Raw genomic sequence first — 26,218 nt, 5'->3', positions numbered from 1 at the left:
GCGACGCGTCAGGCCGGAGATCGAGTTGCCTTTATCGCGAGCAAGCTTTGCTCCCACAGCTGAGTCCTCCCGCCACAAGGAGCGTGTATTTGCCGGATTGGAGCGGTTATGGGTGATCGGCACGACTATGTGGCCCTGGAATGGGTCAAGGGCGAGATTGCCGAAACGCTGAAGCAGGCCCATCTGGCCCTCAACCGGTTGGTGGATGACCCGCAGGCGGTGGACGCCCTTGAGCAATGCCTGGCCTGCATTCACCAGGTGCATGGCAGCCTGCAGATGGTTGAGTTCTATGGCGCGGCGTTGCTGGCCGAAGAGATGGAGCAGCTGTGCAGCGCCTTGCAGGACAACCACATTGCTCATCGCGAAGAAGCCATCAGCCTGTTGAGCCAGGCCCTGGGGCAGATGCCAATCTACCTGGACCGCATCCAGGGTGCCCGCCGCGACCTGCCGCTGGTGGTCTTGCCGCTGATCAACGACCTGCGCAGTGCCCGGGGCGAGGGCCTGCTGTCGGAGACCAGCCTGTTCAGCCCGGAGCTGCCCGACATCGCTCCCCTCGGCGATGCGGCACTGAAGCGGCTCGAACCGGCGGACCTGCCCGGCACCTTGCGCAAGTTGCGCCAGACCTTGCAAGTGGCTCTGGTGGGACTGTTGCGCGAGCAGGATGACGCTACCCATCTTGGTTACCTGGCCAAGGTCTTTCATCGTCTGGAAGGGCTCTGCGCCGGGGCGCCGCTCAATGCCCTGTGGCAGGTGGCTTCGGCGCTGGTCGAAGGCATGCGTGACGGGCGCATTGCCAACAGCCCGGCGTTGCGCAGCCTGTTCAAGGAAGCCGACAAGGAACTCAAGCGCCTGCTGGAGCACGGCATGCCTGGCATCAATCAACCGGCACCGCCACACCTGCTCAAGAGCTTGTTGTTCTATATTGCCAAGGCCGAACATCCCAGCGGGCAAATGCAGATCATGAAAGAACGCTACTCACTGGACGACGCGCTGCCTGACAGCGCCATGCTCGACGAAGAACGTGCGCGCCTGGCCGGGCCCGACCGTGATGCCATGCGCTCGGTGCTCACCGCGCTCTGCGAGGAGCTGGTGCGGGTCAAGGAGCGGTTGGACCTGTTCGTGCGCAGCGATCGCCAGCACGCCTCGGAGCTGGACAGTTTGCTGGCGCCCCTGCGGCAGATCGCCGATACCCTGGCGGTGCTCGGTTTCGGCCAGCCGCGCAAGGTCATCATCGATCAATTGGCGGTGGTACTGAGCCTCTCCCAGGGGCAGCGTGAGCCCGATGACGCGACCCTCATGGACGTCGCCGGTGCCTTGCTCTATGTCGAGGCCAACCTGGCCGGCATGGTCGGCACCGTCGAGCCTGAAAGTCGTGAAGACAGTCAACTGCCCACCACCGACCTGACCCAGATCCACCAGATTGTCATCAAGGAAGCCCACACCTGCCTGCAACAGGCCAAGGACATGATCGTCGACTACATCGACGCCGACTGGAACAGCGAGCAATTACAAACCCTGCCGACCCTGCTGACCCAGGTCCGCGGAGCGTTGGCGATGATCCCCCTGAGCCGCGCTGCCGGTCTGGTGGAGGCTTGTAACGGATTCATCCGCGACCACTTGCTGCCGGACCAGGCCCGACCGGATTGGGAAGAGCTTGACCATCTGGCCGACGTGATCACCGGCCTTGAGTACTATCTGGAGCGCTTGAGCGAAGATCCGGAGGCACCTGGTGAGGCGCTGTTGGAGGTGGTCGAGGGGAGCCTGGCTGCGCTCGGCTATTTTCCGGACGAGGCCCGGGTACCGTTGCTCGATGATGTGCTGAGTCCCAACGAGGCCCAGGTCATGCAGGACCTGCAAGAGCTGGATGATCCAGAGACCGTGCAATCCCTCGCCGACATGCTGGCCAACCCGGTCTCGGCGGTCAATCCGCCGGCCAGGAACACGCCCGGCAGTCTGCTGCCGCCCCCGGCGGATGAGCATCCGGTCGACGAAGAGTTGCGTGAGGTCTTTCTCGAGGAGACCGGCGAGGTGCTGGAGGCGCTGCACGAATACCTGCCGCGCTGGGCCGCTCACCCCACTGATCAGGTCGCCCTGGGGGAAGTGCGCCGGGCCTTCCATACGCTCAAGGGCAGCGGCCGCATGGTCCGGGCACTGGTGCTGAGTGAACTGGCCTGGGCGGTGGAGAACCTGCTCAACCGGGTGCTAGAGCGCAGCGTCGAGCCGGGAGCTACGGTCCTGCAACTGGTGGACGACACGGTGCGGCTGTTGCCCGCCCTGGTCGCCGATTTTGCCGCCCATCTTCAGCGCCAGCGTGACGATGTCGACCGTTTGGCCGCACGCGCGCACGGCCTTGCCAGGGGCAATGATGAGCTTGACGAAGACCAACTGGACGTGGCCGCCCTCGACCCGCTGCTGTTGAAAATCTTCGATAGTGAAGCCCAGGGGCATCTCGCCGGCATCAATCGTTTTCTCGATCAGGCTGCCGAGCACTTGCCCTTGCAGGCCAGTGACGAATTGCAGCGTGCCCTGCACACCCTCAAGGGCAGCGCATCGATGGCCGGGGTGCTGCCGATTGCCGAACTGGCCGGGGCGATGGATCAGCTTGCCCGGGAATACAGGGTGCACCTGATTCCCCTCGACCTGGATGAAATCGAGTGCCTGCTGGAAGCCGAAGGCCTGCTGCGCCTGGGCCTGCGCCAGTTGCACAGCGATCCGCTGGCGCCGATTTCCGGGGCTGCGGACTTGATCCTGCGGGCCCAGGCCTTGTTGGCCGAGCGCCTGCAGGCGGTCAGCGGTACCTCGGACAATGGCGCGCGGAACAAGCGTGACCCGCAACTGATCAACGATTTCCTGTCCCAGGGCATGGACATCCTGCTGGACGCCGAAAACCTGCTGCAACGCTGGCAACAGCATCCCGGCGAGGGGCAGGAATTGAGTGCGTTACTGGATGAGCTGACGACGCTCGGCGAAGGGGCGCACTTGGCCGACCTGCAGCCGGTGGACGAACTCTGCGAAGCCTTGCTCGATCTTTATGGCGCCGTTGAAGAAAGCAGCCTGACGGTCAGCGACGAATTTTTCCAGCAGGCGCAACGCGCCCACGAAGCGTTGATCGACATGCTCGATGAGTTGGCGGCCGGTCAGCATGTGCATCCACGGCCCGAGCGGGTGCAGGCCCTGCACGCCCTGCTCGAGGCCGGACTCGATCCGTCGGCCACGGGCCTGATCCGCAGCGATGGCAGCCGCACCTTGAGCATCCGCGAGCTGGGTCGTGCAACCGCCGAACTCGAACGCGACGTTCCCGCCGACACGTCGATGGACGACGACATCACCTCGATCTTTCTCGAAGAGGCCCAGGATATCCTGGAGAACGCGGCCCAGGCCTTGCAACGATGGCTGGCCGACCCGGACAACGGGGCGTCGCTGTCCTCGTTGCAACGGGACCTGCACACCCTCAAGGGCGGCGCACGGATGGCTGATATCCGGCCGATCAGCGATCTGGCCCAAGAGTTGGAAAACCTCTACGAAGGCCTGGTAGACCGTCGATACAACTACAGCGATGAGCTGGCTCAGATGCTCAACAGCAGTCACGAACGCCTCGACCTGCTGCTTGGACAATTGCAACAGGGCCAGACGTTAGGCGATCCGGTTTCGCTGATTGACGCCATCCGCCGATTCCGTCAGGACAAGCCGAACGCCGTCGAGGGCGCCGGGTCGATCCCGGGCGACACCGCCAGTCACGATCCCGAGTTGCTGGAAATCTTTCTGGAGGAAGGTTTCGACATCCTCGACAGCTCCGGCGCGGCCTTGCTGCGCTGGCAAGCCGAACCGTCGAATCGCCAGGCGGTGGAAACCCTGCTGCGAGACCTGCACACCCTCAAGGGCGGTGCGCGGATGGTGGAGATCGGGCCCATTGGCGACCTGGCCCATGAACTGGAAAACCTCTACGAAGGCTTGTCCGCAGGCCTGCTGCAACCGACGCCGGCGCTGTTCGTCCTGCTGCAGAGCAGCCATGACCGCCTGGCCCACATGCTCGATGCTGTGCAGGCCGGCCTGGCATGCCCGCCGGCGGACCGGCTGATTGCGCAGATCCAGGCGGTCAACCACCCGCAGCACAGCGAAGCCCCGGCACCGGAGCCCTCAGTGGCCCCGGCCGTGCCCCTGGCGGTAGTCGCGACACCCGTGGCCGCCAAGCCCGAGCCAGGTGCATCGAGCGACGGTACGGACATGGTCAAGGTGTCTGCCGAACTGCTGGACGATCTGGTAAACCTCGCCGGGGAAACGTCGATTTTCCGTGGCCGAATCGAACAGCAGGTCAACGATGCGCATGTGGCCCTGAGCGAAATGGAAACCACCATCGAGCGCATGCGCGACCAGTTGCGACGCCTGGACACCGAGACCCAGGGGCGGATCCTCAGTCGCCAGCAAGTGGAGGCCGAGCGCCTGGGCTACGAAGAGTTCGACCCGCTGGAGATGGACCGTCATTCCCAGCTGCAACAATTATCCCGGGCGTTGTTCGAGTCTGCCTCGGACTTGCTCGATCTCAAGGAAACCCTGGATCGCAGCAACCATGATGCCGAGAACCTTTTGCAGCAACAGCGACGCATCAATACCCGGCTCCAGGAAGGCCTGATGCGCACGCGCATGGTGCCGTTCGAGCGTATGGTGCCGCGGCTCCAGCGCATCGTCCGGCAAGTGGCCCAGGAGCTGGGCAAGGATGTGGAGTTCGTCGTCGATAATGCCGAAGGCGAGATGGATCGCAATGTGCTGGAGCGCATGGCCGCGCCGTTGGAGCACATGCTGCGTAACGCCGTCGATCATGGCCTGGAGCCGGCCGACGTGCGCATTGCCGCAGGCAAGCCGGCCCGTGGGCGTATCAGCCTCGACCTGTCCCGCGAAGGCGGCGACATCGTTTTCGATATCCGTGACGACGGCGCCGGCGTGCCGCTGGACGCGGTGCGGCGCAAGGCGATCAAGCGCGGGCTGCTGGCACCGGACACCGACATCAGCGACCGCGACGTGCTGCAATTCATCCTGCAACCGGGATTCTCCACCGCCGAAAAGATCACCCAGATCTCCGGGCGTGGCGTCGGCATGGACGTGGTCCACGAAGAGGTGCGGCAACTGGGCGGCAGCATGGTGATCGACTCGACGCCGGGGCAGGGTGTGCACTTCCGCATCCGCCTGCCCTTTACTGTGTCGGTCAACCGGGCCCTGATGGTGCAATGTCACGAAGACCTGTACGCGATTCCGTTGAACACCATCGAAAGCATCGTGCGGGTGCTGCCTGCCGAGTTGGAGGCTTATTACCAGCTCGATCCACCGACCTATACCTACGCCGGGCAACGCTATGAGCTGTGCTACCTGGGCGAGCTGTTGAAAAGCGCTCCCCGCCCTAAACTGCTGGGTCAGAGCCAGTCCTTGCCCCTGTTGCTGATGCATTGCAACGAACGGCATATCGCAGTACAGCTGGATGCGACCGTCGGGACCCGGGAGATCGTGGTGAAAAGCCTCGGCTCACAATTCTCGGCGGTACAGGGCCTCTCCGGCGCGACGATCCTTGGTGATGGCCGGGTGGTGCTGATTCTCGATCTGTTGGCACCGATCCGCGCCATGCCCAGTCAGGCCCCACGCCGCCCGGTACTGGCCGAAGGCGAGGGCGAGCATCAGCGGCCACTGCTGGTACTGGTGGTGGACGATTCGGTGACGGTCCGCAAGGTCACCAGCCGCCTGCTGGAGCGACATGGCATGCACGTCCTGACTGCCAAAGACGGCGTGGATGCCATGGCGGTGCTGGCCGAGCACACCCCGGACCTGATGCTACTGGATATCGAAATGCCACGCATGGACGGCTTCGAGGTCGCGACGCAGGTGCGCAACGATCCGCGCCTGGTTCACCTGCCGATCATCATGATCACCTCCCGCACCGGCCAGAAACACCGAGACCGGGCCATGGCCATCGGCGTCAACGACTACCTGGGCAAGCCCTATCAGGAGTCAGTGTTGCTCGAGAGCATCGCCCACTGGAGCAAACCCCATGCATGACCACCGCACCCGCTACCTGACCGGGTTGCTGTTGCCCCTGGCGGACCGGCATCTGGTGTTGCCCAATGTGGCCGTGGCCGAGCTGATCGACTATCAGCGCGGCACCTTCGATATGGACACCCCGCCGTGGTTCCTGGGTTGGGTCACCTGGCGTGAACGGCAGATCCCATTGTTGAGCTTCGAATCCGCCTGCGACCAGAAAACCGTGATTGGCGAACGCGCCCGTATCGCCGTGCTCAACGCCTTGGGCGGTCGAGCGGAATTGAAGTTCATCGCCCTGCTGGTGCAGGGCATCCCGCGCTCCTACAAGCTCGATAGCCAGTTGAGTTACGTCGACGTGCCGTTGTGCGGGCTGGAGCAGGCGGCTGTGCAGGTGGGCGAGCATGTGGCGAAGGTGCCGGATCTGTTGGCCCTGGAAGAACTGGTGATCGCCGCCGGACTCATTAGCCCCTCTGGAGGTCTTAAGACTTGATAATTCCCAAAAAGGGACCTATCGGTCCCTTTTTGGGACTTATGGTTTCTCCATGAATCATCTCTCTCTCAGCGATGCATTATTTACGGTAACCCAGCAACGGATCCTGGGTTTGTTGTTCGGGAAACCGGATCAGAGTTTCTACACCAATGAGATTGCTCGCTGGGCTCAAGTGGGCAAAGGCAGTCTGATGCGCGAGCTGGAGCGCTTGCAGAATTCGGGCGTTCTGAGGTTGACTCGTCAAGGTAACCAAAACCCATTACCAGGCCAATACACACTGCCCGATTTACGCTGAACTGCTGGGCATCGTTCGCAAAACCATCGGCATAGCCGAGCCGATTCGCCAAGCATTGGAGCCTTTTTCCGGGCAGCTAAAATGGGCATTCGTCTACGGTTCCATCGCCAAGGCTCATGCCCTTGGAAGAGCAACTGGGCCGACCTCTCAACCCTACGCTCTACGCGCCTCAGGACTGGGTCGCAAAATTTGCAGCTGGCAACCACTTCGTGGTGCGAGTGGCGCAACAGGACAAGATCAGCTTGCTGGGTGAAGACCCTTTGGAGTCCAAGGATGGGATACCAGGAAAGCCTGGAGAATCTGTTACGTAGTGGCGGGCTTAAGGCCGAACCGCCTGATCGCCAGGAATGCGAGGTTTGATGCACTCGGCAATGGCTCGCCTCAATGACGCACAAACGCCGTCTCTTTCATTCGCCAGCCGGTTTGACCTGGCCTACAACGCGGCTCATGCCCTGGCGCTTACGGCACTGCGCTTGAGCGGCTATCGTTCGGACAAGCGTTATCTGGTTTTTTAATGTCTGATTCAAACGGCAGATGCCAGCAAGCTTCAGGTCCGCATATTTGCGCTTTGCCATGAACGGCGCAATCTTGCCGAATACGAAGGCTACATGGATGAAGATCATGGGCTTCTCGCTCAACTGATTGAGAGTGCTGTGGAACTGCTCGAGCGGGTCCGGTGATTGATGGACATCTACTGATCCTGGCGCAAGCCGCAGAATCTGAGCCCACCACAACCCTGTGTGCGAGCCTGCTCGCGATAGCGGCGCCCCATTCAGAACAGATACAGGCTGACCCACCGCCATCGCGAGCAGGCTCGCTCCCACACGAAATTCATTTCAACCATTACTCCAAGCGTAACGATCCACCGTCGAGCTTGATTGATGCCATCGTCCCATCACTCCTAAGGTAATCCTCACGACAGCGAACCCGTGGAGTGGTCATGACAACAACAATATCCCCCGACTCGCGCTGGACGCGGCGGCGCGGCGAAAAGCAGCGGCGTCTCGAACAGGTGAAGGGCATGGTCGATGGTGTGGTATTGCCCACCGATCGGATCGTCGAGGCGTTGCAGGTTCTGATAGAACCTGGCGACCGTGTGGTGTTGGAAGGCAACAACCAGAAACAGGCGGATTTCCTGTCGCGTTCCCTGGCCAAGGCCGATCCTTCGAAGCTGCACGACTTGCACATGATCATGCCCAGTGTCGGCCGCTCCGAGCACCTGGACCTGTTCGAACGCGGCATCGCCCGCAAGCTCGATTTTTCCTTCGCCGGGACCCAGAGCCTGCGTATCAGCCAGTTGCTGGAAGACGGTCTGCTGGAAATCGGCGCGATCCACACCTACATCGAACTCTACGCCCGGCTGGTGGTGGACTTGATTCCCAACGTGGTGCTCTCGGCCGGTTTCATGGCCGACCGCGCCGGCAACATCTACACCGGTCCCAGCACCGAAGACACTCCGGCGCTGATCGAGCCGGCGGCCTTCAGCGATGGCATCGTCATCGTCCAGGTCAACCAGTTGGTGGATGACGTCAGCGACTTGCCACGAGTGGACATCCCGGCGTCCTGGGTGGATTTCGTGGTGGTGGCCGACAAGCCGTTCTACATCGAACCGCTATTCACCCGCGACCCGCGCCACATCAAGCCTGTGCATGTGCTCATGGCGATGATGGCGATCCGTGGGATCTATGAAAAGCACAATGTCCAGTCCCTCAACCACGGCATCGGCTTCAACACCGCCGCCATTGAGCTGATCCTGCCGACCTACGGCGAATCTCTCGGTCTGAAGGGCAAGATCTGCCGCAACTGGACCCTCAATCCTCACCCGACGCTGATCCCGGCCATTGAAAGCGGCTGGGTCGAGAGCGTGCATTGCTTCGGTACCGAACTGGGCATGGAACATTACATCGCCGCCCGGCCGGACGTGTTCTTCACCGGCCGCGATGGCTCGCTGCGCTCTAACCGCATGGTCTGCCAACTGGCCGGCCAGTACGCGGTTGACCTGTTCATCGGTGCCACCCTGCAAGTGGATGGTGACGGTCATTCCTCGACGGTTACTCGAGGCCGACTGGCCGGTTTTGGTGGTGCGCCGAACATGGGTCACGATCCCCGTGGTCGCCGCCACGGTACCCCGGCCTGGCTCGACATGCGCCACGGCGACGGCGAGGCCCCGTTGCTCGAACGCGGCAAGAAGCTGGTAGTGCAGATGGTCGAGACCTTCCAGGAGGGCGGCAAACCGACGTTCGTCGACACCCTCGATGCGGTGGACGTGGCGAAGAAAGCCGGCATGCCCCTGGCGCCGATCATGATCTACGGCGACGACGTTACCCATCTGTTGACTGAAGAGGGCATCGCCTATCTGTACAAGGCCCGCTCACTGGAAGAGCGCCAGGCGATGATCGCGGCGGTTGCCGGGGTCACCGCCATCGGCCTGCGCCACGACCCGAAGGACACTGCCCGCATGCGCCGCGAAGGGCTGATCGCGTTGCCCGAAGACTTGGGTATCCGCCGCACCGACGCCACCCGCGAATTACTCGCCGCCAAGAGCGTGGCCGACCTGGTGGAGTGGTCCGGCGGCCTCTACAACCCACCCGCCAAGTTCAGGAGCTGGTAATGCACGCACTCAACCTGCAACCGAAAACCCTGACCCTGGCCGAACGGCTGGCGGACCTGGCGGTGGACGCGCTGATCGACGAAGCGGACCTGTCGCCCAAACCGGCGCTGGTGGACCGCCGTGGCAATGGCGCCCATACCGATCTGCACCTGGGACTGATGCACGCCTCGGCGCTTTCCTTGTGGCCGGCCTTCAAGGAAATGGCTGACGCGGCGCTGGCGTTCGGTGAAGTGGGTCTGCCGCTGCGCGAAGCCCTCGGGCGCATCGGTCGTGAAGGCGAAGCGGCGATGCTCGCCACCACCGATGGTGTGAATACCCATCGTGGCGCGATCTGGGCGTTGGGCCTGTTGGTGGCGGCGGCTGCGCTGGAGCCTGAATCCAGCGCCGCCGGTGCCGTCACGTTGCGTGCCGCACGCCTGGCGCTGCTTGAAGATCGCTACGCGCCAAGACCCCTCAGTCATGGCGCCCAAGTGGCTCAGCGCTACGGCGCACGCGGTGCAAGGGAAGAAGCGCAGCTTGGCTTTCCTTCGATCATGCAACGCGCACTGCCGCAACTCAGGCGCAGCCGCACCCAGGCCCATGGCGAGCAGAACGCCCGGCTCGATGCCTTACTGGCGATCATGAGCCAACTGGCGGACACCTGTGTGCTGTACCGCGCCGGCGAACCCGGTTTGCGGGCCATGCAGGCCGGTGCCCAGGCGGTACTGGATGCCGGTGGCAGTGCGAGCCTTGACGGCCGTCGCCGATTGCACGCACTGGACCAACAACTGATTGCATTGAACGCCTCGCCCGGCGGCGCCGCCGACCTGCTCGCGGCCTGCCTGTTCATCGACCGTATCGAGTCGGGTGATAGCGTCATCCAGGGAGTTTGCTGATGGAAACCTTATCCTTTGAATTTCCCGCCGGGCAGCCGCCACGGGGCCGGGCGCTGGTGGGCTGTGTCGGCTCGGGTGACCTGGAAGTGCTGATCGAGCCGGGGCTGGCAGGCAAGCTGACTATCCAGGTGCAGACCTCGGTCAATGGCAGCGAGCAACGCTGGCAGCATCTCTTCAGCCGGATGTTCGACGGCCAGACGCCACCCGCGCTGTCCATCGATATCCATGATTTCGGCGCCACCCCCGGCGTGGTGCGTCTGCGCCTGGAGCAAGGTTTCGAGGAGATCGGCCATGACTGACAGTGCAGCGTTGCTCAACAAGCACAGCTTCGTCGAACTCGGTGCCCGGCAACGGGCGAAGGCCTTGCTCGATGACGGTACGTTTCGCGAACTGCTCGACCCGTTCCAGCGAATCATGTCGCCGTGGCTGCTGCGCCAAGGCGTGGTACCGCAAAGCGACGACGGCGTAGTGATTGCCAAAGGCAGCCTCGACGGCCTGCCGGTGGTGATCGCCGCCATCGAAGGCGCGTTCCAGGGCGGTAGCCTTGGCGAAGTGGGTGGGGCGAAGATCGCCGGCGCCCTGGAGCTGGCCGCCGAGGACAACCGCAAGGGCATTGCGACCCGTGCGGTACTGCTGCTGGAAACCGGCGGTGTGCGTTTGCAGGAAGCCAATCTGGGGTTGGCGGCTATTGCCGAGATTCATGCTGCGATTGTCGACCTGCGTCAGTACCAGCCGGTGGTCGGTGTGGTGGCGGGCAGTGTCGGTTGCTTTGGCGGCATGTCCATCGCCGCCGGGCTATGCAGTTATTTGCTGGTGACCCAGGAGGCGCGGCTGGGATTGAACGGTCCGCAAGTGATTGAACAGGAGGCCGGAATCGAGGAGTACGACTCCCGGGACCGCCCGTTCATCTGGAGCCTGACCGGTGGCGAGCAACGTTTCGCCAGCGGATTGGTGGATCGTTATTGCGCCGATGATGTGCAGCAGATCCGCCAGCAGGTCAGCCAGTTGTTGCACCTGGGCGTGCCCGCCGTACACCGCAGCGGCCAGGCCGAGTTGTTCCTGCAGCGCCTGGCCCGGTTGGACACTGACGTGCAGATCGAACCGGCAGCGGTTCGCCAGTTGTATCAGGGAGAACGCCCATGAGTTCGTATTCATTGAGAGGCTTGCGCTGGTTCGAAGCCTTGAGTGGTGGCACCGAGCCGCTGCCGGGATTGCCCGCTTCGGTGAAAGCGGCCGATGCCAGGTTAGGCGGGCAGACCGTGCGCCTGTTGGCGGTGGTAGCCGATCCCGATAATCGTTTTCCCCGGGCGCGCAACGGAGAGGTCGGTCTGCTGGAAGGTTGGGGCCTGGCCAAGGCGGTGGATGACGCCATCGAGGCTGACCGCGAGGCGTCCAGCAAGCGTGCGCTGATCGCCATTGTCGATGTACCCAGCCAGGCCTATGGTCGCCGGGAGGAGGCCCTGGGCATCCATCAGGCGTTGGCCGGTGCGGCGGACAGTTATGCCCGTGCCCGGTTGGCCGGACATCCGGTGATCGGCTTGCTGGTGGGCAAGGCAATGTCCGGGGCGTTCCTGGCCCACGGCTACCAGGCCAACCGGCTGATTGCATTGCGCGATCCTGGGGTGATGGTCCACGCCATGGGCAAGGCCTCGGCAGCGCGGGTGACTCTGCGCAGTGTAGAAGAATTGGAAGCCCTGGCCGCCAGCGTGCCGCCGATGGCCTATGACATCGACAGCTATGCCAGTCTGGGGTTGTTGTGGGAAACCCTGTCGGTCGAGCAGATAGAGCAGCCATCGGCGACCGATCTGGCCCGGGTCACCGATTGCCTGCAGCAAGCGATCAACGATGTGGCCGGTGCGCCTCGAAATTTGAGCGGCCGCCTTGGGGCGCCCCATCGGGCCGCTTCCAGCCAAGTTCGCCAGTTGCTGAGCGCGCAGTGGTGAACACCTTCCTGGCGCACGACCTGCTCTGGGGGATGACCCCGCAGCAGTTGCCAGCGGATGCGCCGGCGTGGGCTGTGCAAGCCCTCGGCCTCGGGCAACCGGTGGTGGTGCGGCGGGCGCTGACGGCGCCGGGACAGGTGGCGGTGGGTGTTCGTGGTCGGGCTCGGGAGCAGCGTTACGCCACGTTGATGCAGCTGTCAGCGATCCGGCGTCGGGTGCGCCCGGAAGACCTGTGCCACATCGACTGCCAACGGAACTTGCCGGCCCTGCGGGTGTTGTCCCGCCTGCGGCCGATACTCAACGCCTGCGGCTGGACCTGGGGCATCAGCGGCAGCGCCGGGTTCGAACTCGCCAGCGGCATCGAGGCACTGCATGAGCGCAGCGACCTTGACCTGATCCTGCGCACGCCGCAACCGATGGATCGCGTCCAGGCCAGGGACTTGCTGGCGCAACTGGACGGCTTGGTGTGCGTCGTGGACATGCAGTTGCAGACGCCATTCGGCGCTGTTGCCTTGCGAGAGTGGGCGGGCCCGTCGCGTCGGGTCCTGCTCAAGGATGACCTCCAGGCGCGGCTGGTGAGCGATCCCTGGCAGCCGTCGCTGGAGCAGGTCGCATGAGCAGCCTCCTGGTATTCCCCGGCCAGGGTGCGCAGCGCACGGGCATGCTCCATGGCCTGGCGCCGCATGTGTTGGCCGAGGCGAGCGATGTGCTCGGTGAAGACGTGCTGCAACTGGACGGCGCCGAGGCCTTGCAATCGACCCGCGCCGTGCAGTTGTGCCTGTTGATTGCGGGTGTGGCGGCGTCGCGCCGCTTGCTGGAGCAAGCCCCGGCGCCGGACTACGTGGCGGGGCTGTCCATCGGCGCATATCCGGCGGCGGTGGTGGCGGGTGCGCTGGGGTTCGAGGATGCGTTGCGGCTGGTCAGCCTGCGGGGCGAACTGATGCAGCAGGCCTATCCGCAAGGCTATGGAATGACCGCGATCATCGGCCTGGACCTCGCCGTCGTGGAAGGTTTGCTGGCCCAGGTGCACAGCGGCGCAACGCCGGTCTACCTGGCCAATATCAATGCCGATAACCAGGTGGTCATCGCCGGCAGCGACGAGGCCATGGCGGTGGTTGCCAGCCACGCACGCAGCCAGGGCGCCGGCAAGGCCTGCCGCCTGGCGGTGAGCGTGCCGTCCCATTGCCCGTTGCTGGAGAGGCCGGCGCAAACATTGGCCCAGGCATTTGCCGACGTGCCGCTGCAAGTCCCCACGCTGGGTTATCTCAGCGGCAGCCGCGCCCGGCTTGTGACAAAGCCCGACGCCTTGCGCGACGACTTGGCTTTCAACATGTGCCGCGTCGTCGATTGGCGCGGTACGGTGCAAAGTGCCTATGAGCGAGGCGTGCGCTTGCAGATCGAGCTGCCACCTGGTGCGGTGCTGACCGGCCTGGCACGCCGGGTGTTCGAGCAGGGCACTGTCATGGCCTTTGACGGTGCCCGGCTCGATACCCTGCAAGCGCTGCTCGCAGAGGAGGGACGCCGCCAACCCTAGACCATCGACTCAAGCTGGCGAAGCACAAAAACAACAACTTCGACGATGCACTTTGAGGACTACAACAATGATTATTTACGGTGTGGCGTTTCTGGCCTTTTGTACCCTGACGGGTATTTTCATCGGTGAGCTGCTGGGCAAACTGATCGGCGTGCCGGCTAACGTCGGCGGAGTCGGCATTGCGATGCTGCTGTTGATCGGCCTGGGCAGCTATCTGAGCAAACGCGGTCTGTTCAAGGGCAAATCCGAGGCCGGCGTGGAATTCTGGAGTGCGATCTACATTCCCATCGTCGTTGCCATGGCAGCCCAGCAAAATGTCTATGGCGCGCTCAAGGGCGGGCCGATGGCGATCCTGGCCGGGATCCTGGCGGTGGTGATTGCCTTTGCGTTGGTGCCGGTGCTGGTGCGCATTGGCAACAAAGGGCCTGAAGCCAACGTTTCCGTGAAGACGGTAGGGTGATCACTATGTACGAATCAATGATGAAAGTGATTACCGGCTATGGCCTGATCAGTGGTTTTGCGGTTGTCGGCATCACCATGTGGGTGTCGTACTGGATCAGCAACACATTCACCAAGGGCCGACTGCACGGTTCGGCCATCGCTATTCTGCTGGGGCTGATACTGTCGTATATCGGCGGGGCGATGACTGGGGGGCATAAGGGGGTGGTGGACATTCCGCTGCTTTCCGGGATTGGTTTGCTGGGCGGCGCCATGCTGCGGGACTTTGCCATTGTCGCCACGGCGTTTGGGGTGAGTGTCGAGGAGCTCAAGCGTGCCGGCTTTGTCGGGGTGGTGGCGTTGTTTGTCGGTGTGGGCACCTCGTTCATTGCCGGCGTGGGTGTGGCGATGGCGTTCGGATACACCGATGCGGTGAGCCTGACTACCATTGGCGCCGGAGCGGTCACGTATATCGTCGGGCCGGTCACCGGCGCGGCTATCGGCGCCAGCTCCGAGGTTATGGCGCTGTCCATTGCCGCAGGTTTGATCAAGGCGATCCTGGTGATGGTGGCAACGCCTTTCGTGGCGCCGCTGATCGGCCTCAACAATCCACGCAGTGCGGTGATCTTCGGCGGGTTGATGGGCACGTCCAGCGGCGTGGCCGGCGGGCTGGCGGCGACCGATCCGAAGCTGGTGCCGTATGGATGCCTGACGGCGGCGTTCTATACCGCGCTGGGTTGTTTGCTGGGCCCCTCGTTGTTGTTCCTGATCATGCGCGGGCTGATGGGCTAGTTTGCAGGCTGCAGTTCTGATCGTTCCCACGCTCTGCGTGGGAATGCCTCTTTTGACGCTCTGCGTCACGCTTTTGGGACGCGGAGCGTCCCGGGCTGCATCCCCACGCAGAGCGTGGGGATGATCATGGGATGGCTTGGCGATTGGCATACATCCGGCATTCGGCAAGCAACGCCAGCAGGTTCGGATCACGCTCCTTGGCCTTGAGAAACACCACGCCGATGTGCTGCTGCAAGCGGTACTTCTCCTGCAATGGGATGAGCTTCACCCGGTTTTCATACACCGCCGCAATCCGGCCCGGCAACAAGGCATAACCGACCCCGGAGCTGACCATGCTCAACAGGGTGAAGATGTCGTTGACCTGCATCGCCACCTTCGGTTCGAAGCCTGCCTGTCTGAACACCCGAATCCCGTCCTGATGCGTGGCGAAGCCCTGGGTCAGGGTGATGAACGTCTCGTCACGGACTTCGGCCAGGTCGACTTCGCTACGTTGGGCAAACGGTGAGTCGGCCGGCGTGGCGAGGAATATGTCGTCGGAGAACAGAGCGATGTGTTCGCAGTCCGGATCGTTGACGCTGTCGTCCAGGGACACCAGGATGGCATCGACTTCCATGTTCTTGAGCTTGTACAGCAGGTCGATGTTCGAGCCCATGATCAGGTCGATGTTGAGTTCGCTGCGGCGGATCTTCAGGCCCATGATCAACTGCGGCACGGTCTTGACTGTCAGCGAATACAACGACCCCAGCTTGAAGCGCTCGGCGGAGAACCCGGCGGCCTCGCGGGTCAGGCGTACGCTTTCGACCACGTCCTGGATCAGTTTCTGCGCTCGTTCCTCCAGCACATAGGCGCTTTCCAGCGGTGTGAGATTGCGGCCTTCGTGCTTGAACAACGGGCAGCGAAGGGCGCTCTCCAGCGAATGGATGGCCCGGTGCACGCTGACGTTGCTGGTCTGCAACTCTGCCGCCGCCCGCGCCAGGTTGCCGGTGCGCATGAAGGCCAGGAACACCTCGAGTTTCTTCAGGGTCAATTCTTCGTCGATCAACATGGGGCGGGCTCTTATTCGTGTCATGCGATTGTGCCCCAATGAACCTGGGAGCGAGGAGATTTACAGCGGATCGCAACTCACAGCAAACCATTGCACTTTTGCGCCCCAGGCCTGAGCCTTGGCGCGTGTTTCATCATGGAGGGGTAGGAATCGATGTATCACGGGGAGCGACTGAACGCCTGGACCCACCTGGTTGGAGCGATTGCGGCGTTTATCGGCGGGGTATGGCTGGTGGTGCTTGCCGGGCTGACCGGCGATCCATGGAAGATCGTCAGCGTGGCGATCTATGGGTTCACCCTGCTGGTGCTGTACAGCGCCTCGACGGTCTACCACAGCGTGCGCGGGCGCAAGAAAGCGATCATGCAGAAGGTCGATCATTTTTCGATCTACCTGCTGATCGCCGGCAGCTACACACCGTTCTGCCTGGTAACCCTGCGCGGGCCCTGGGGCTGGACGTTGTTCGGGATCGTCTGGGGGCTGGCGTTGATCGGCATCCTGCAAGAAATCAAGCCGCGGTCCGAAGCGCGGATTCTGTCGATCGTGATCTACGCGGTGATGGGCTGGATCGTGCTGGTGGCGGTCAAGCCGCTGTTGGCAACCCTGGGCAGCACTGGTTTCGCCTGGCTGGCCTCGGGCGGGGTGTTGTACACCGTGGGCATCATTTTCTTCGCCCTCGATAACCGATTGCGCCATGCCCATGGCATCTGGCATCTGTTTGTGATCGCCGGCAGCCTGCTGCACTTCGTGGCGATTCTGTTCTATGTCCTTTAGCGGCCAGCCGTGAACAGCCCGTCCAGTTGCCCCTGGGCCTGGTTGGCGAAAATCTCCAGCAGGGTGCCCAGGGTGTGCGCCGGCGCTTCATTGGCCCGGGTCACGGCGTAAAGCGAGATGGGCAGCGGTGGCGACAACGGTCGGATCGCCGTGGAGGTCTTCGAGGCGCCAAGGGCCGTGAACGGGTCGATCACGGCCATGCCGGCACCGGACTCCACCATGGCCCGGGCCAGCGAATAGGTCTGCACGGCGATGCTGATGCGCGGCGCAGGGGCCACTGCTTCGAGATAGCCGTCCAGCCTGGCCGAGAGCGGATCGGCGCTGGACAGGCCGATCAGGGGCGCGCCGGCCAATTCCTGCAACGACATCGGTTTGCCCACCGCCGCATCGCTCCAGTGCCCCTTTGGGGCCAGCGCCACCAGCACGCCGCTGGCCAGGGTCTGGGCCTTGAGCCCCGGATGATCAGGCGGCTGCAAGGTCAGGGCGACGTCGATCTCACGCATCAACAGGTTCTGCACCAGCTCACGGCTGTGGGCGCTGGACAGTTCACAGACAATGTCCGGGTAGCGCCGGGTCCATTGGTGAATGGCCGCCGGCAGCAGTGACAGGGCCAGGGCCGGGGTCGCGCCGATACGCAGGTTGTGACCGGGCTCGCGGCGCAGGCTCTGGGCTAGTCGTCGCACGCCTTGCAGGCTTTCGCTGACCTTGTCGACTTCGCGTTCCAGCTCCAGGGCTTCGGGGGTCGCCTGCAACTTGCCGCGCACTCGCAGGAACAGGGCAAATCCCAGCTGTTGCTCGGCGTGCTGCAGCACCTTGGTCACCGCCGGCTGAGAGACATGCAGCAACTGCGCGGCGCCGCTGATGGAGCCGGCCTGGCGTATGGCCTGGAAAATCTCGATGTGACGGAGGCGCATTGGCGAGTCCATAACCTTTGTTTATAGGCGCTCCATCTTTATTCATTGTTCCGGACCTGTCACCTGCCCCTAACCTCAACTGATCGGAAACGGTTAGGAGGCGGGCATGGGGCAAAGGGCGTGCATCATTGGCGGTGGCGTGGTCGGGTTGGCGACGGCTTATGCGCTGGTTCGCGACGGCGTCGACGTGACGCTGGTGGAGGCCAGGGATGCGTTGGGCAGCGAGACCAGCTTTGCCAATGGTGGCCAATTGTCCTATCGCTACGTGGCCCCCCTGGCGGACGCCGGGGTGCCCTGGCAGGCACTCGGCTGGATGTTGCGCGGGGATTCGCCACTCAGGTTGCGGCCCCGCCTGGATCCTGCTCAGTGGCGCTGGATGGCTGCGTTCATCGCGGCGTGCCGGACGTCGATCAACCGACGCAACGGCGCCCACCTGTTACGCCTGGCACTGCTGAGCCAGGCCACCTTGCAGGGCTGGCGCGAAGACGATCGCCTTGATGGCTTCGGCTGGCGGCGCAACGGCAAGCTGGTGACGTTTCGTGATGCCAACCATTTCCAACATGCCCGGCGGCGACTGGCGGACAACCTGCACCAGCAGGTGCTCGGGCCCGCCGAGTGCGCGAGCCTGGAGCCGGCGCTGGCGGGCGTGCCGTTGGTGGGCGGGATCTACACGCCGGACGAGGAGGTCGCCGATTGCCACGCTTTCTGCCAGCAACTGGCCGCACGCTTGCAGGCATCGGGGCGCTGTGAATTCTTGTTGGGGCAGACGGTGACCGGCATTTGCCACGCCGATGGCCAGGTGCACGCCATCGAGTTGAATGGACAGCGCTTGCCGGTGGACAGCCTCGTGATTGCCGCCGGTCACCGCAGCGCGACCCTGGCGTTACCGGGAGTGCGAATGCCGCTGTATCCGCTCAAGGGTTACAGCCTGACCGTGCCTATCGGCGCAGCGCATCGGGCTCCGGACCTGAGCATCACCGACTATGACCGCAAGATCGTTTATGCGCGAATCGGCGAACATTTGCGGGTGGCCGCGATGGTGGATATCGTCGGCTTCGACCCGACGCCGGATCCGCGGCGCCTGGCCTTGATCAAGCGCCAGGCCCGGGAAACTTTTCCCTTGGCCGGGGATTATGAACACGCCGTCGAATGGGCCGGCATGCGCCCGGCCACGCCCAGCGGCGTGCCGCTGATCGGCGCCACCGGCTATCGCAACCTGTGGCTCAACCTCGGCCATGGAGCACTGGGTTTCACCCTGGCTTGCGGCAGCGCTCGCCTGCTCAGCGAACTGATCCGCCAGCGCACGCCGTCCATTGATCTGCAGGGCCTCACGCCCCGCGCCGCCTGACCCACCCGCAACGGAGAATAACAATGCAAAAAATCACGTTGATCGGCTGCACCCTGAGCCTGTTGTTGAGCGCCCATGTCCAGGCTACACAAGCCCCTCCGAGCGGCACGCTGGGGAAAATCGCCAATACCCGCGGCATCACCCTGGGGTATCGCGACGCCTCGGTGCCGTTTTCCTACATAGGTGACAACAGCGGCAAACCGATGGGCTACTCAGTGGACCTGGCGAACAAAATCGTCGAGCGGATCAAGACCCAACTGGCATTGCCGCAACTGGATGTGAAGTACAACCTGGTGACCTCCCAGACCCGCATCCCGCTGGTGCAGAACGGCACCGTCGACCTGGAATGTGGCTCCACCGGCGTGACGGCCGAGCGGCAGAAGCAGGTGGCGTTTTCCTATGGTTTCATCTATGTGAAGGGTCAACTGCTGACGGCCAGGGACAGCGGTATCCACAGCTTTGCCGACCTGCGCGGCAAGAACGTGGTGACCACCGCAGGCACCACCAACGAGCGTTTCCTGAAAAGCTACAACCAGGACAATCAGGCCGACATGTTCATCATCAGTGCGAAAGACCATGGCGAGGCGTTCCAGATGCTCGAGACCGGCCGGGCGGCGGCTTTTTACATGGACGATGCGCTGCTCTATGGCGAACGAGCCAAGGCCCGCGATCCACACAACTGGGTCGTGGTGGGCAAAGAACAGTCGCGGGAAATCTACAGTTGCATGGTGCGCAAGGACGATCCGCAATTCCTGGCGTTGGTCAATGCGGCCCTGGGGGACCTGTACAAGTCAGGTGAGATCAACGCCATCTATGACCGTTGGTTTCAGAAACCGATTCCACCCAAGGGCCTGAACCTGGAGTTTCCGATGACCAGTGAGCTGAAGGCGATCATCGCCAGGCCGGTGAGTGATCCGGTGCAATAATCGGCAACGCCAATAACCATTGTGGGAACGAGCCCGCTCGCGAAGGCGGCGTGTCAATCAGGAGGTGATTGACTGATACACCGCTATCGCGAGCAGGCTCGCTCCCACAAGTGAAACTTCGACGGGTCTAGAAATCCCCCCATAGCTGCTGCGCCACCGCCAGCGCCACCACCGGCGCGGTCTCGGTACGCAGCACGCGGGGACCGAGGCGGGCGGCGTGGTAACCGGCGCTGGCGGCCTGTTCGACTTCGGCATCGGACAAACCGCCCTCGGGGCCGATCAGGAACGCCAGCGTCGAGGGTCTGGCATGACTGACCAGTGGCTCGGCTACCGGGTGCAGCACCAGCTTCAGCTCGGCATCGGTCTGCTTCAGCCAGTCGGCCAGCAGCAACGGCGGATGGATCACCGGTACGGTCGAGCGTCCGCATTGCTCACAAGCGCTGATCGCCACCTGGCGCCAGTGCAGCAGGCGTTTGTCGGCGCGCTCGTCCTTGAGGCGCACTTCGCAGCGTTCGCTGAAAATCGGCGTGATCTCGCTGACTCCCAGCTCGGTGGCTTTCTGGATGGCCCAGTCCATGCGCTCGCCCCGGGACAAGCCCTGGCCGAGGTGGATGCGCAGTGGCGATTCAGGCTGCCCGGCGAATTGCTCATCCAGTTGCACCCGCACGCGCTTCTTGCCGACTTCGGCCAGGCTACCGCGAAACTCCTGGCCCGAACCGTCGAACACCTGCACCGCATCCCCTTCGGCCATGCGCAGCACACGGCCGATGTAATGGGCCTGGGCTTCGGGCAACTCGTGAGCGCCGAGGCTCAGGGGGGTGTCGATGAAGAAGCGGGACAGTCTCATGTGGAGTCTCTGCAAGAAAAAAATGATCGTGGTTGAAGCGCCCGGCCTCATCGCGGGCAAGCCTTGCTCCCACAGTGGTTTCGCATTTCTCTGTGGGAGCAAGGCTTGCCCGCGATGGCGGTGGCCCAGGCTCAGCCCGGATCGCGATAACCCGGGTGGAAGTCCTTCGGCACCGCCACGCTGACCGTATCCCGGGTGGCAATGTCGATGCCTTCGCTGGCCACTTGTGCCAGGAAGTCGATCTGCTCCGGGGTGATGACGTACGGCGGCAGGAAATACACCACACTGCCCAGCGGCCGCAGCAACGCACCGCGCTCCAGGGCATGCTGGAACACGCTCAGGCCGCGTCGCTCCTGCCAGGGGTAAGCGGTCTTGCTCGCCTTGTCCTTGACCATCTCGATGGCCAGCACCATGCCCGTCTGGCGCACTTCGGCCACGTTCGGGTGATCGGCCAGGTGCGCGGTGGCGCTCGCCATGCGCTGGGCCAGGGCCTTGTTGTTGTCGATGACGTGGTCTTCTTCGAAGATATCCAGCGTCGCCAAGGCGGCCGCGCAGGCCAGCGGGTTACCGGTATAGCTGTGGGAATGCAGAAAGGCGCGCAGGGTGGGGTAATCGTCGTAGAACGCGCTGTAGACGTCGTCGGTGGTCAGGCACGCCGCCAGCGGCAGGTAACCACCGGTCAGGGCCTTGGACAGGCAAAGGAAGTCCGGCGTGATACCGGCCTGCTCGCAGGCGAACATCGTTCCCGTGCGGCCGAAGCCCACGGCGATTTCGTCATGGATCAGGTGCACGCCATAGCGGTCACAGGCTTCGCGCAGCAGCTTCAGGTACACCGGGTGATACATGCGCATGCCGCCGGCGCCCTGGATCAGCGGCTCGACGATCACCGCGGCCACGGTGTCGTGGTGTTCGGCGAGGGTCTGTTCCATGGCGGCGAACATCGTGCGTGAATGCTCTTCCCAGCTCATGCCTTCAGGGCGATGGTAGCAGTCGGGACTTGGCACCTTGAGGGTGTCCAGCAGCAACGCCTTGTAGGTCTCGGTGAACAGCGGCACATCGCCTACCGACATCGCCGCGATGGTTTCGCCGTGATAACTGTTGCTCAGGGTGACGAAGCGCTTCTTGTCGGGACGGCCGCGATTGACCCAGTAATGAAAGCTCATCTTCATCGCCACTTCGATGCAGGACGAACCGTTATCGGCGTAGAAGCACCATGTCAGTCCTTCTGGCGTCATTTTCACCAGGCGCTCGGACAGCTCAATCACAGGCTGGTGGCTGAAACCGGCGAGGATCACATGCTCCAACTGGTCGACCTGGTCCTTGATTCGCTGGTTGATGCGTGGGTTGGCATGGCCGAATACGTTGACCCACCAGGAGCTGACGGCGTCGAGGTAGCGCTTGCCTTCAAAATCTTCCAGCCAGACGCCCTCACCGCGCTTGATGGGGATCAGCGGCAGTTGTTCGTGGTCTTTCATCTGGGTGCAGGGATGCCACAGCACTGCGAGGTCGCGTTGCATCCACTGGTTGTTCAGGCCCATCTACAGTCTCCTCGAGGCGGCTCGCGGCGGGCGCGGGCCAAACAATCGGGCAAGCCTATGCAATGACGGCCCTGCGAACAACCCATTGTGTCGTTCCTGCTACTTTGAGCGAGGCGATAGACGTCGCTGGCGGCGTTTTGATGGCTGACGTATTCTTCGCCGTTCTCTGAGCCGGCTGGCTCGAAACCTGAAATTTTTCCTGCTTTATTCCGGAGTTCGCTGAATGTCTGCTGGTTGGCTGCGCGCGTGTGCGCTGGTGGTGATAGGGCTCTTCAGCGTTACGGCGCTGGCGAAGGACAAGCAACCGACGGCCATCGTCATCGGTGGCGGCCTGGCGGGGCTCACGGCGGCCTATGAGTTGCAGAACAAAGGTTGGGCGGTGACCTTGCTTGAAGCCAAGCCCAGCGTGGGCGGTCGTTCGGGCATGGCCACCAGCGAGTGGATCGGCAACGAAAAGACCCAGCCGGTGCTCAACAAATACATCTCGACGTTCAAGCTGGGTACCACCTCGGCCCCCGAGTTCGTGCGCACCCCCAGCTATCTGATCGACGGCACCTATTTTACCGCCGCTGACCTGGCCGCGAAGCAGCCTGCCACCGCCGAAGCCATCAAACGCTACGAAACCACCCTGGATGAGCTGGCACGTTCCATCGAAGACCCGCTGAATCCGACCGCCACCAGCACCTTGCATGCGTTGGACCAGATGACCGTGTCCGCCTGGCTCGATCGCCTGCAACTGCCGGCCACCGCACGGCAGCTGGTGAATCAGGAGATCCGTACCCGTTACGACGAACCTTCGCGCCTGTCGCTGCTGTATTTCGCACAGCAGAACCGCGTCAATCGCGGCGTGTCCGATCGCGACCTGCGGGCTTCGCGTTTGCTCGGCGGCAGCCAGGTGCTGGCCCAGGCCTTCCTCAAGCAGTTGAAAACCATCAAGACCGATTCTCCAGTGTCAGCCATTTCCCAGGACAAGGACGGTGTGACCGTCAAGGTCGGCAGCGTCGGCTACCAAGCCGATTACGTGGTACTGGCCGTACCGCTGCGCGCCCTGAACAAGATCCAACTGACCCCGGCCCTGGATGCCCAGCACCTTGGCGCCATCAAGGGCACCAACTACGGCTGGCGCGACCAGATCATGCTCAAGTTCAAGACCCCGGTCTGGGACAGCAAGGCGCGCATGTCGGGGGAAATCTTCAGCAATGCCGGCCTGGGCATGATGTGGATCGAGCCGGCCATGAAGGGCGGTGCCAATGTGATCATCAACCTTTCGGGTGACAATGCCCGAGTGATGCAGGCTTTTGGCGACAAGCAGATGGTCGATCAGGTATTGATCCGCCTGCACGCATTTTATCCACAAGCCCGCGGGGCCTTCACCGGTTATGAAATCCGCCGCTACAGCACTGACCCATCCACGGCCGGTTCGTACCTGGCCTTTGGTCCGGGCCAGATCAGCAAGTACTGGCGCCTGTGGGAAAAACCGTTGCAGCGCGTAGCCTTTGCCGGTGAACACACGGACGCCTTGTACCCAGGCACCCTGGAAGGCGCGTTGCGTAGCGGCCAGCGCGCGGCCAGCCAAGTGCAGGACCTGGCGGCGGGCAAGTCGTTCGAACCGGTCAAGGTCGCTCCGGCCGCGACAGCGGCGGCTGCAGGTGCGGTGGCGGCGAAGAAAGGCAACTTCTTCACCAACCTGTTCGGTGGTTCGGATGACGAGAAGAAGCCAGAGCTGGCCAAGGCACCCGAGCCGGTCGCTCCGTCGACCCCGGCCCCTGCTCCAGCGCCAACCCCGGCCCCAGCGCCGGTTGAAGCGCCGAAGCCTGCGACGCCGGTAAAAGCCGAGCCGACCAAAAAGGCCACGACCAAAGCCGCGCCGAAGAAGCCGGCCGCCAAACCCGCGGCAAAAAAAGCCCCGGCCAAGGCACCTGTGAAAAAGGCTGAACCGGCGAAGAAGCCAGCGGCCAAACCGGCGACAACCACTGAGCCCGCGGCTCAGTAACGTCCAGGTGTAAAAAAGCGCGGCCTAAGGGTCGCGCTTTTTTTTGCTCGTTTATCCAGATATTGAATATCCGGTTGCATGATGCCGCGCCCTGGAGTCGCCTGACTTTACGATTCCGGTCCTACACGCCCATGCGATTTATCAGATGCTTCCCACAACAGTGTCGGAAGGGAACGATAGATTGTGCCAAGCGTTGCGCTCTAGTCTCTGCAAAACAAAAAAAGACTGGAGTGCTTATGAAATTATTAATGATGCTAATGACAGTAATCGTACTTTCTGGTTGTGTATATGGTGACTGCAGAGACCCTCTTACGATTCCGATGATTCCCAAAGTTGATCCTGGTTTAGCTTTTAAATGCAGTATGGATCCGTACAAGCCTGAGTGTTCAGTTAACTAGGAGATATAGGGTGGTGGATATCTATTAGAACGGCCCTAATGAAAATGTCCATGTGTGGATCGGTACATCTTCAAACAGGACCTTCACTCGCCTTGGCTTGGAAAGCCGCCCCGGGACAAAGCCAGAGCGAGCCCAACACAGCTTTCCCGTTCGCCTGTCGTGGATGACCAGATTGCCGTCATCCTGCATGACCATACAAGAGTTGTACCAAAGCGATTTGTCCCTGCTATGAGTACTTTCCGCAATCCATAAGCGCCCTCTGGCTGGGTCATAAAGAAAACCACTGTTGCTGATTACAAACTGCAGTGGCTCGCGCATTCTTTTTGGGTGCAAAGTTACGCTGTAAAGCTGGTTGCCATTTGCGGTCCAGACGATAGTCTCTCCGTCCTTGATGACCAAATTCCCATCAGCTTGTAACACCAGTCGAAATCGTCCGTTAGGTGATTGAAGGTACTGCCCTGCTGACATTGTTTGGTTGGGAGGCAATATTGGAGAGCCGCTTGCTCGAAATGGAGTATAAGGAACAGCCATGTGTTTCACCTTGTTAAATGAATGTTGAGCGCTCATTTAATCAAGGATAAAAACCGAAAGGGCAATACATATATATTGCAAAGCAAATACTTGGGGCGCAATTACGGTCCACCAGGGCTCCTTTGGAGGGTAAGCTTGCTGATGATGGGATCCGTTTAGCCGCTTCATGGTTGCTGGTGCCCCTCGCTAACACGCATCGTGTTGGCGTTAATCTTTCCTTAACCCACCCAACCCAGACTGATGATCGTATTTCTCGATATTTCAAAGCAAAAATTTCCGCTTTAAATCGATAGATAACTCGCTAGTCTTGGTCGCAGTTTTTACAGGATATGAGCAATGCAGCTACGCAACTCTTCTTCTCGCTATGGCAGGGTCAGCATCGTCATGCACTGGGGCGTTGCGCTGGTGGTGTACGGGTTGTTCGCGCTGGGGCTGTGGATGGTCGGCCTGGATTACTACAGCACCTGGCGCAAAGCTGCGCCGGACCTGCACAAGAGCATCGGCCTGGTGCTGCTGGCGGTGATGCTGCTGCGGGTGATCTGGCGCTTTGTCAGCCCACCGCCACCGACTCTGGAAACCTATGGGCGCATGACCCGTGTCGGCGCGAAGCTTGGCCATGGTGCCCTGTATCTCGGGTTGTTTGCCTTGATGGGCGCCGGTTACCTGATTTCCACTGCAGAGGGTGTCGGGATTCCGGTGTTCGGTTTGTTTGAAGTCCCCGCGCTGGTGTCCGGACTGCCCGACCAGGCAGACGTCGCCGGCCAGATCCACCTGTACCTGGCATGGGCGCTGGTCATTTTCTCCGGCCTTCATGCACTGGCAGCACTGAAACACCACTTTATCGACCGTGACGCGACCCTCAAGCGAATGCTGGGGCGCCAAGCCTGATGTTCAACCTCGACTCC

Annotated in this window: 21 protein-coding genes and 2 pseudogenes; 18 read left to right on the top strand and 5 right to left on the bottom strand. The window is 62.3% G+C overall.

Annotated features, from left to right (window positions below; genetic code table 11):
• Positions 1 to 108 precede the first annotated feature (108 nt).
• The 13 genes and pseudogenes from QZH45_RS28340 (at position 109) to madM (ending at position 15,002) form a co-directional block, all read left to right on the top strand.
• On the top strand, positions 109 to 6,042 hold the full coding sequence (locus QZH45_RS28340; RefSeq protein ID WP_024778877.1) for an Hpt domain-containing protein: 5,934 nt from the start codon (positions 109 to 111) through the stop codon (positions 6,040 to 6,042).
• Positions 6,035 to 6,514: a chemotaxis protein CheW gene (locus tag QZH45_RS28335; protein ID WP_024778876.1), complete on the top strand. Its 480-nt coding sequence runs from the start codon at positions 6,035 to 6,037 to the stop codon at positions 6,512 to 6,514. Before QZH45_RS28340 ends, QZH45_RS28335 begins: the two co-directional genes overlap by 8 nt.
• A 52-nt stretch (positions 6,515 to 6,566) precedes the next feature.
• Positions 6,567 to 7,120 (top strand): annotated as a pseudogene (locus QZH45_RS28330) (transcriptional regulator).
• Positions 7,083 to 7,489 (top strand): annotated as a pseudogene (locus tag QZH45_RS28325) (hypothetical protein). The pseudogenes QZH45_RS28330 and QZH45_RS28325 overlap by 38 nt, the downstream one beginning before the upstream one ends.
• A 260-nt stretch (positions 7,490 to 7,749) precedes the next feature.
• Entirely contained in the window at positions 7,750 to 9,420 is a 1,671-nt protein-coding gene (gene mdcA / locus QZH45_RS28320; RefSeq protein WP_024778875.1) for a malonate decarboxylase subunit alpha, read from the top strand.
• Positions 9,420 to 10,295, top strand: coding sequence for a triphosphoribosyl-dephospho-CoA synthase (locus QZH45_RS28315; protein ID WP_024778874.1), 876 nt, complete (start codon positions 9,420 to 9,422; stop codon positions 10,293 to 10,295). The genes mdcA and QZH45_RS28315 overlap by 1 nt, the downstream gene beginning before the upstream one ends.
• On the top strand, positions 10,295 to 10,594 hold the full coding sequence (locus tag QZH45_RS28310; RefSeq protein ID WP_024778873.1) for a malonate decarboxylase subunit delta: 300 nt from the start codon (positions 10,295 to 10,297) through the stop codon (positions 10,592 to 10,594). Before QZH45_RS28315 ends, QZH45_RS28310 begins: the two co-directional genes overlap by 1 nt.
• Positions 10,587 to 11,438 (top strand): biotin-independent malonate decarboxylase subunit beta, encoded by an 852-nt coding sequence (locus tag QZH45_RS28305; RefSeq protein WP_024778872.1) that lies wholly within the window; start codon positions 10,587 to 10,589, stop codon positions 11,436 to 11,438. Before QZH45_RS28310 ends, QZH45_RS28305 begins: the two co-directional genes overlap by 8 nt.
• Positions 11,435 to 12,238 carry a biotin-independent malonate decarboxylase subunit gamma gene (gene mdcE / locus QZH45_RS28300; RefSeq protein WP_024778871.1) on the top strand — a complete coding sequence of 268 codons (804 nt, stop codon included), beginning with the start codon at positions 11,435 to 11,437 and terminating at the stop codon, positions 12,236 to 12,238. Before QZH45_RS28305 ends, mdcE begins: the two co-directional genes overlap by 4 nt.
• The gene (locus QZH45_RS28295) at positions 12,232 to 12,855 is read left to right on the top strand and encodes a malonate decarboxylase holo-ACP synthase (protein WP_024778870.1); all 624 of its coding nucleotides are present in this window, start codon (positions 12,232 to 12,234) and stop codon (positions 12,853 to 12,855) included. The genes mdcE and QZH45_RS28295 overlap by 7 nt, the downstream gene beginning before the upstream one ends.
• The gene (gene mdcH / locus QZH45_RS28290; protein WP_024778869.1) at positions 12,852 to 13,772 is read left to right on the top strand and encodes a malonate decarboxylase subunit epsilon; all 921 of its coding nucleotides are present in this window, start codon (positions 12,852 to 12,854) and stop codon (positions 13,770 to 13,772) included. Before QZH45_RS28295 ends, mdcH begins: the two co-directional genes overlap by 4 nt.
• A 67-nt stretch (positions 13,773 to 13,839) precedes the next feature.
• The gene (madL, locus tag QZH45_RS28285; protein ID WP_055135891.1) at positions 13,840 to 14,232 is read left to right on the top strand and encodes a malonate transporter subunit MadL; all 393 of its coding nucleotides are present in this window, start codon (positions 13,840 to 13,842) and stop codon (positions 14,230 to 14,232) included.
• Positions 14,233 to 14,237: 5 nt separating this feature from the next.
• Positions 14,238 to 15,002, top strand: a complete 765-nt coding sequence (gene madM, locus QZH45_RS28280) for a malonate transporter subunit MadM (protein ID WP_024778867.1) — start codon at positions 14,238 to 14,240, stop codon at positions 15,000 to 15,002.
• A gap of 124 nt (positions 15,003 to 15,126) precedes the next feature.
• Here madM and QZH45_RS28275 read toward each other — a convergent pair whose 3' ends face one another.
• A complete protein-coding gene (locus QZH45_RS28275) occupies positions 15,127 to 16,047 on the bottom strand; it encodes a LysR family transcriptional regulator (protein WP_024778866.1) in 921 nt (306 codons plus the stop codon).
• A 153-nt stretch (positions 16,048 to 16,200) separates the two neighbouring features.
• Between QZH45_RS28275 and trhA the strand changes: the two genes are divergently transcribed.
• The gene (gene trhA / locus QZH45_RS28270) at positions 16,201 to 16,818 is read left to right on the top strand and encodes a PAQR family membrane homeostasis protein TrhA (protein ID WP_024778865.1); all 618 of its coding nucleotides are present in this window, start codon (positions 16,201 to 16,203) and stop codon (positions 16,816 to 16,818) included.
• On the opposite strand, the gene QZH45_RS28265 is transcribed toward trhA, so the two are convergent.
• A complete protein-coding gene (locus tag QZH45_RS28265) occupies positions 16,815 to 17,732 on the bottom strand; it encodes a LysR family transcriptional regulator (protein ID WP_024778864.1) in 918 nt (305 codons plus the stop codon). The genes trhA and QZH45_RS28265 overlap by 4 nt on opposite strands.
• A gap of 106 nt (positions 17,733 to 17,838) precedes the next feature.
• Here QZH45_RS28265 and QZH45_RS28260 point away from each other — a divergent pair, with 106 nt between their 5' ends.
• Positions 17,839 to 19,080, top strand: coding sequence for a D-amino acid dehydrogenase (locus QZH45_RS28260; RefSeq protein WP_024778863.1), 1,242 nt, complete (start codon positions 17,839 to 17,841; stop codon positions 19,078 to 19,080).
• A gap of 23 nt (positions 19,081 to 19,103) precedes the next feature.
• A complete protein-coding gene (locus QZH45_RS28255) occupies positions 19,104 to 20,006 on the top strand; it encodes a transporter substrate-binding domain-containing protein (protein ID WP_055135803.1) in 903 nt (300 codons plus the stop codon).
• 127 nt (positions 20,007 to 20,133) lie between these two features.
• Here QZH45_RS28255 and QZH45_RS28250 read toward each other — a convergent pair whose 3' ends face one another.
• Both QZH45_RS28250 and QZH45_RS28245 read right to left on the bottom strand, forming a co-directional pair.
• Positions 20,134 to 20,853 (bottom strand): 16S rRNA (uracil(1498)-N(3))-methyltransferase, encoded by a 720-nt coding sequence (locus QZH45_RS28250; RefSeq protein WP_024778861.1) that lies wholly within the window; start codon positions 20,851 to 20,853, stop codon positions 20,134 to 20,136.
• A gap of 131 nt (positions 20,854 to 20,984) precedes the next feature.
• Positions 20,985 to 22,391 carry an adenosylmethionine--8-amino-7-oxononanoate transaminase gene (locus QZH45_RS28245; protein ID WP_055135802.1) on the bottom strand — a complete coding sequence of 469 codons (1,407 nt, stop codon included), beginning with the start codon at positions 22,389 to 22,391 and terminating at the stop codon, positions 20,985 to 20,987.
• Positions 22,392 to 22,614: 223 nt separating this feature from the next.
• Here QZH45_RS28245 and QZH45_RS28240 point away from each other — a divergent pair, with 223 nt between their 5' ends.
• Positions 22,615 to 24,384 carry a flavin monoamine oxidase family protein gene (locus tag QZH45_RS28240; RefSeq protein ID WP_055135801.1) on the top strand — a complete coding sequence of 590 codons (1,770 nt, stop codon included), beginning with the start codon at positions 22,615 to 22,617 and terminating at the stop codon, positions 24,382 to 24,384.
• 422 nt (positions 24,385 to 24,806) lie between these two features.
• Here the strand turns inward: QZH45_RS28240 and QZH45_RS28235 are convergent, their stop codons facing one another.
• Positions 24,807 to 25,313 carry a hypothetical protein gene (locus QZH45_RS28235; protein ID WP_080686236.1) on the bottom strand — a complete coding sequence of 169 codons (507 nt, stop codon included), beginning with the start codon at positions 25,311 to 25,313 and terminating at the stop codon, positions 24,807 to 24,809.
• Between the two features lie 336 nt (positions 25,314 to 25,649).
• Between QZH45_RS28235 and QZH45_RS28230 the strand changes: the two genes are divergently transcribed.
• Positions 25,650 to 26,201, top strand: coding sequence for a cytochrome b (locus tag QZH45_RS28230; protein WP_024778858.1), 552 nt, complete (start codon positions 25,650 to 25,652; stop codon positions 26,199 to 26,201).
• Positions 26,202 to 26,218: the final 17 nt, after the last annotated feature.

This window comes from Pseudomonas corrugata (assembly GCF_050920615.1).
Taxonomy (GTDB): domain Bacteria; phylum Pseudomonadota; class Gammaproteobacteria; order Pseudomonadales; family Pseudomonadaceae; genus Aquipseudomonas; species Aquipseudomonas corrugata.
The sequence above is the reverse complement of the archived record's forward strand: the minus strand, read 5'-3'. Positions and strand labels throughout refer to the sequence as shown.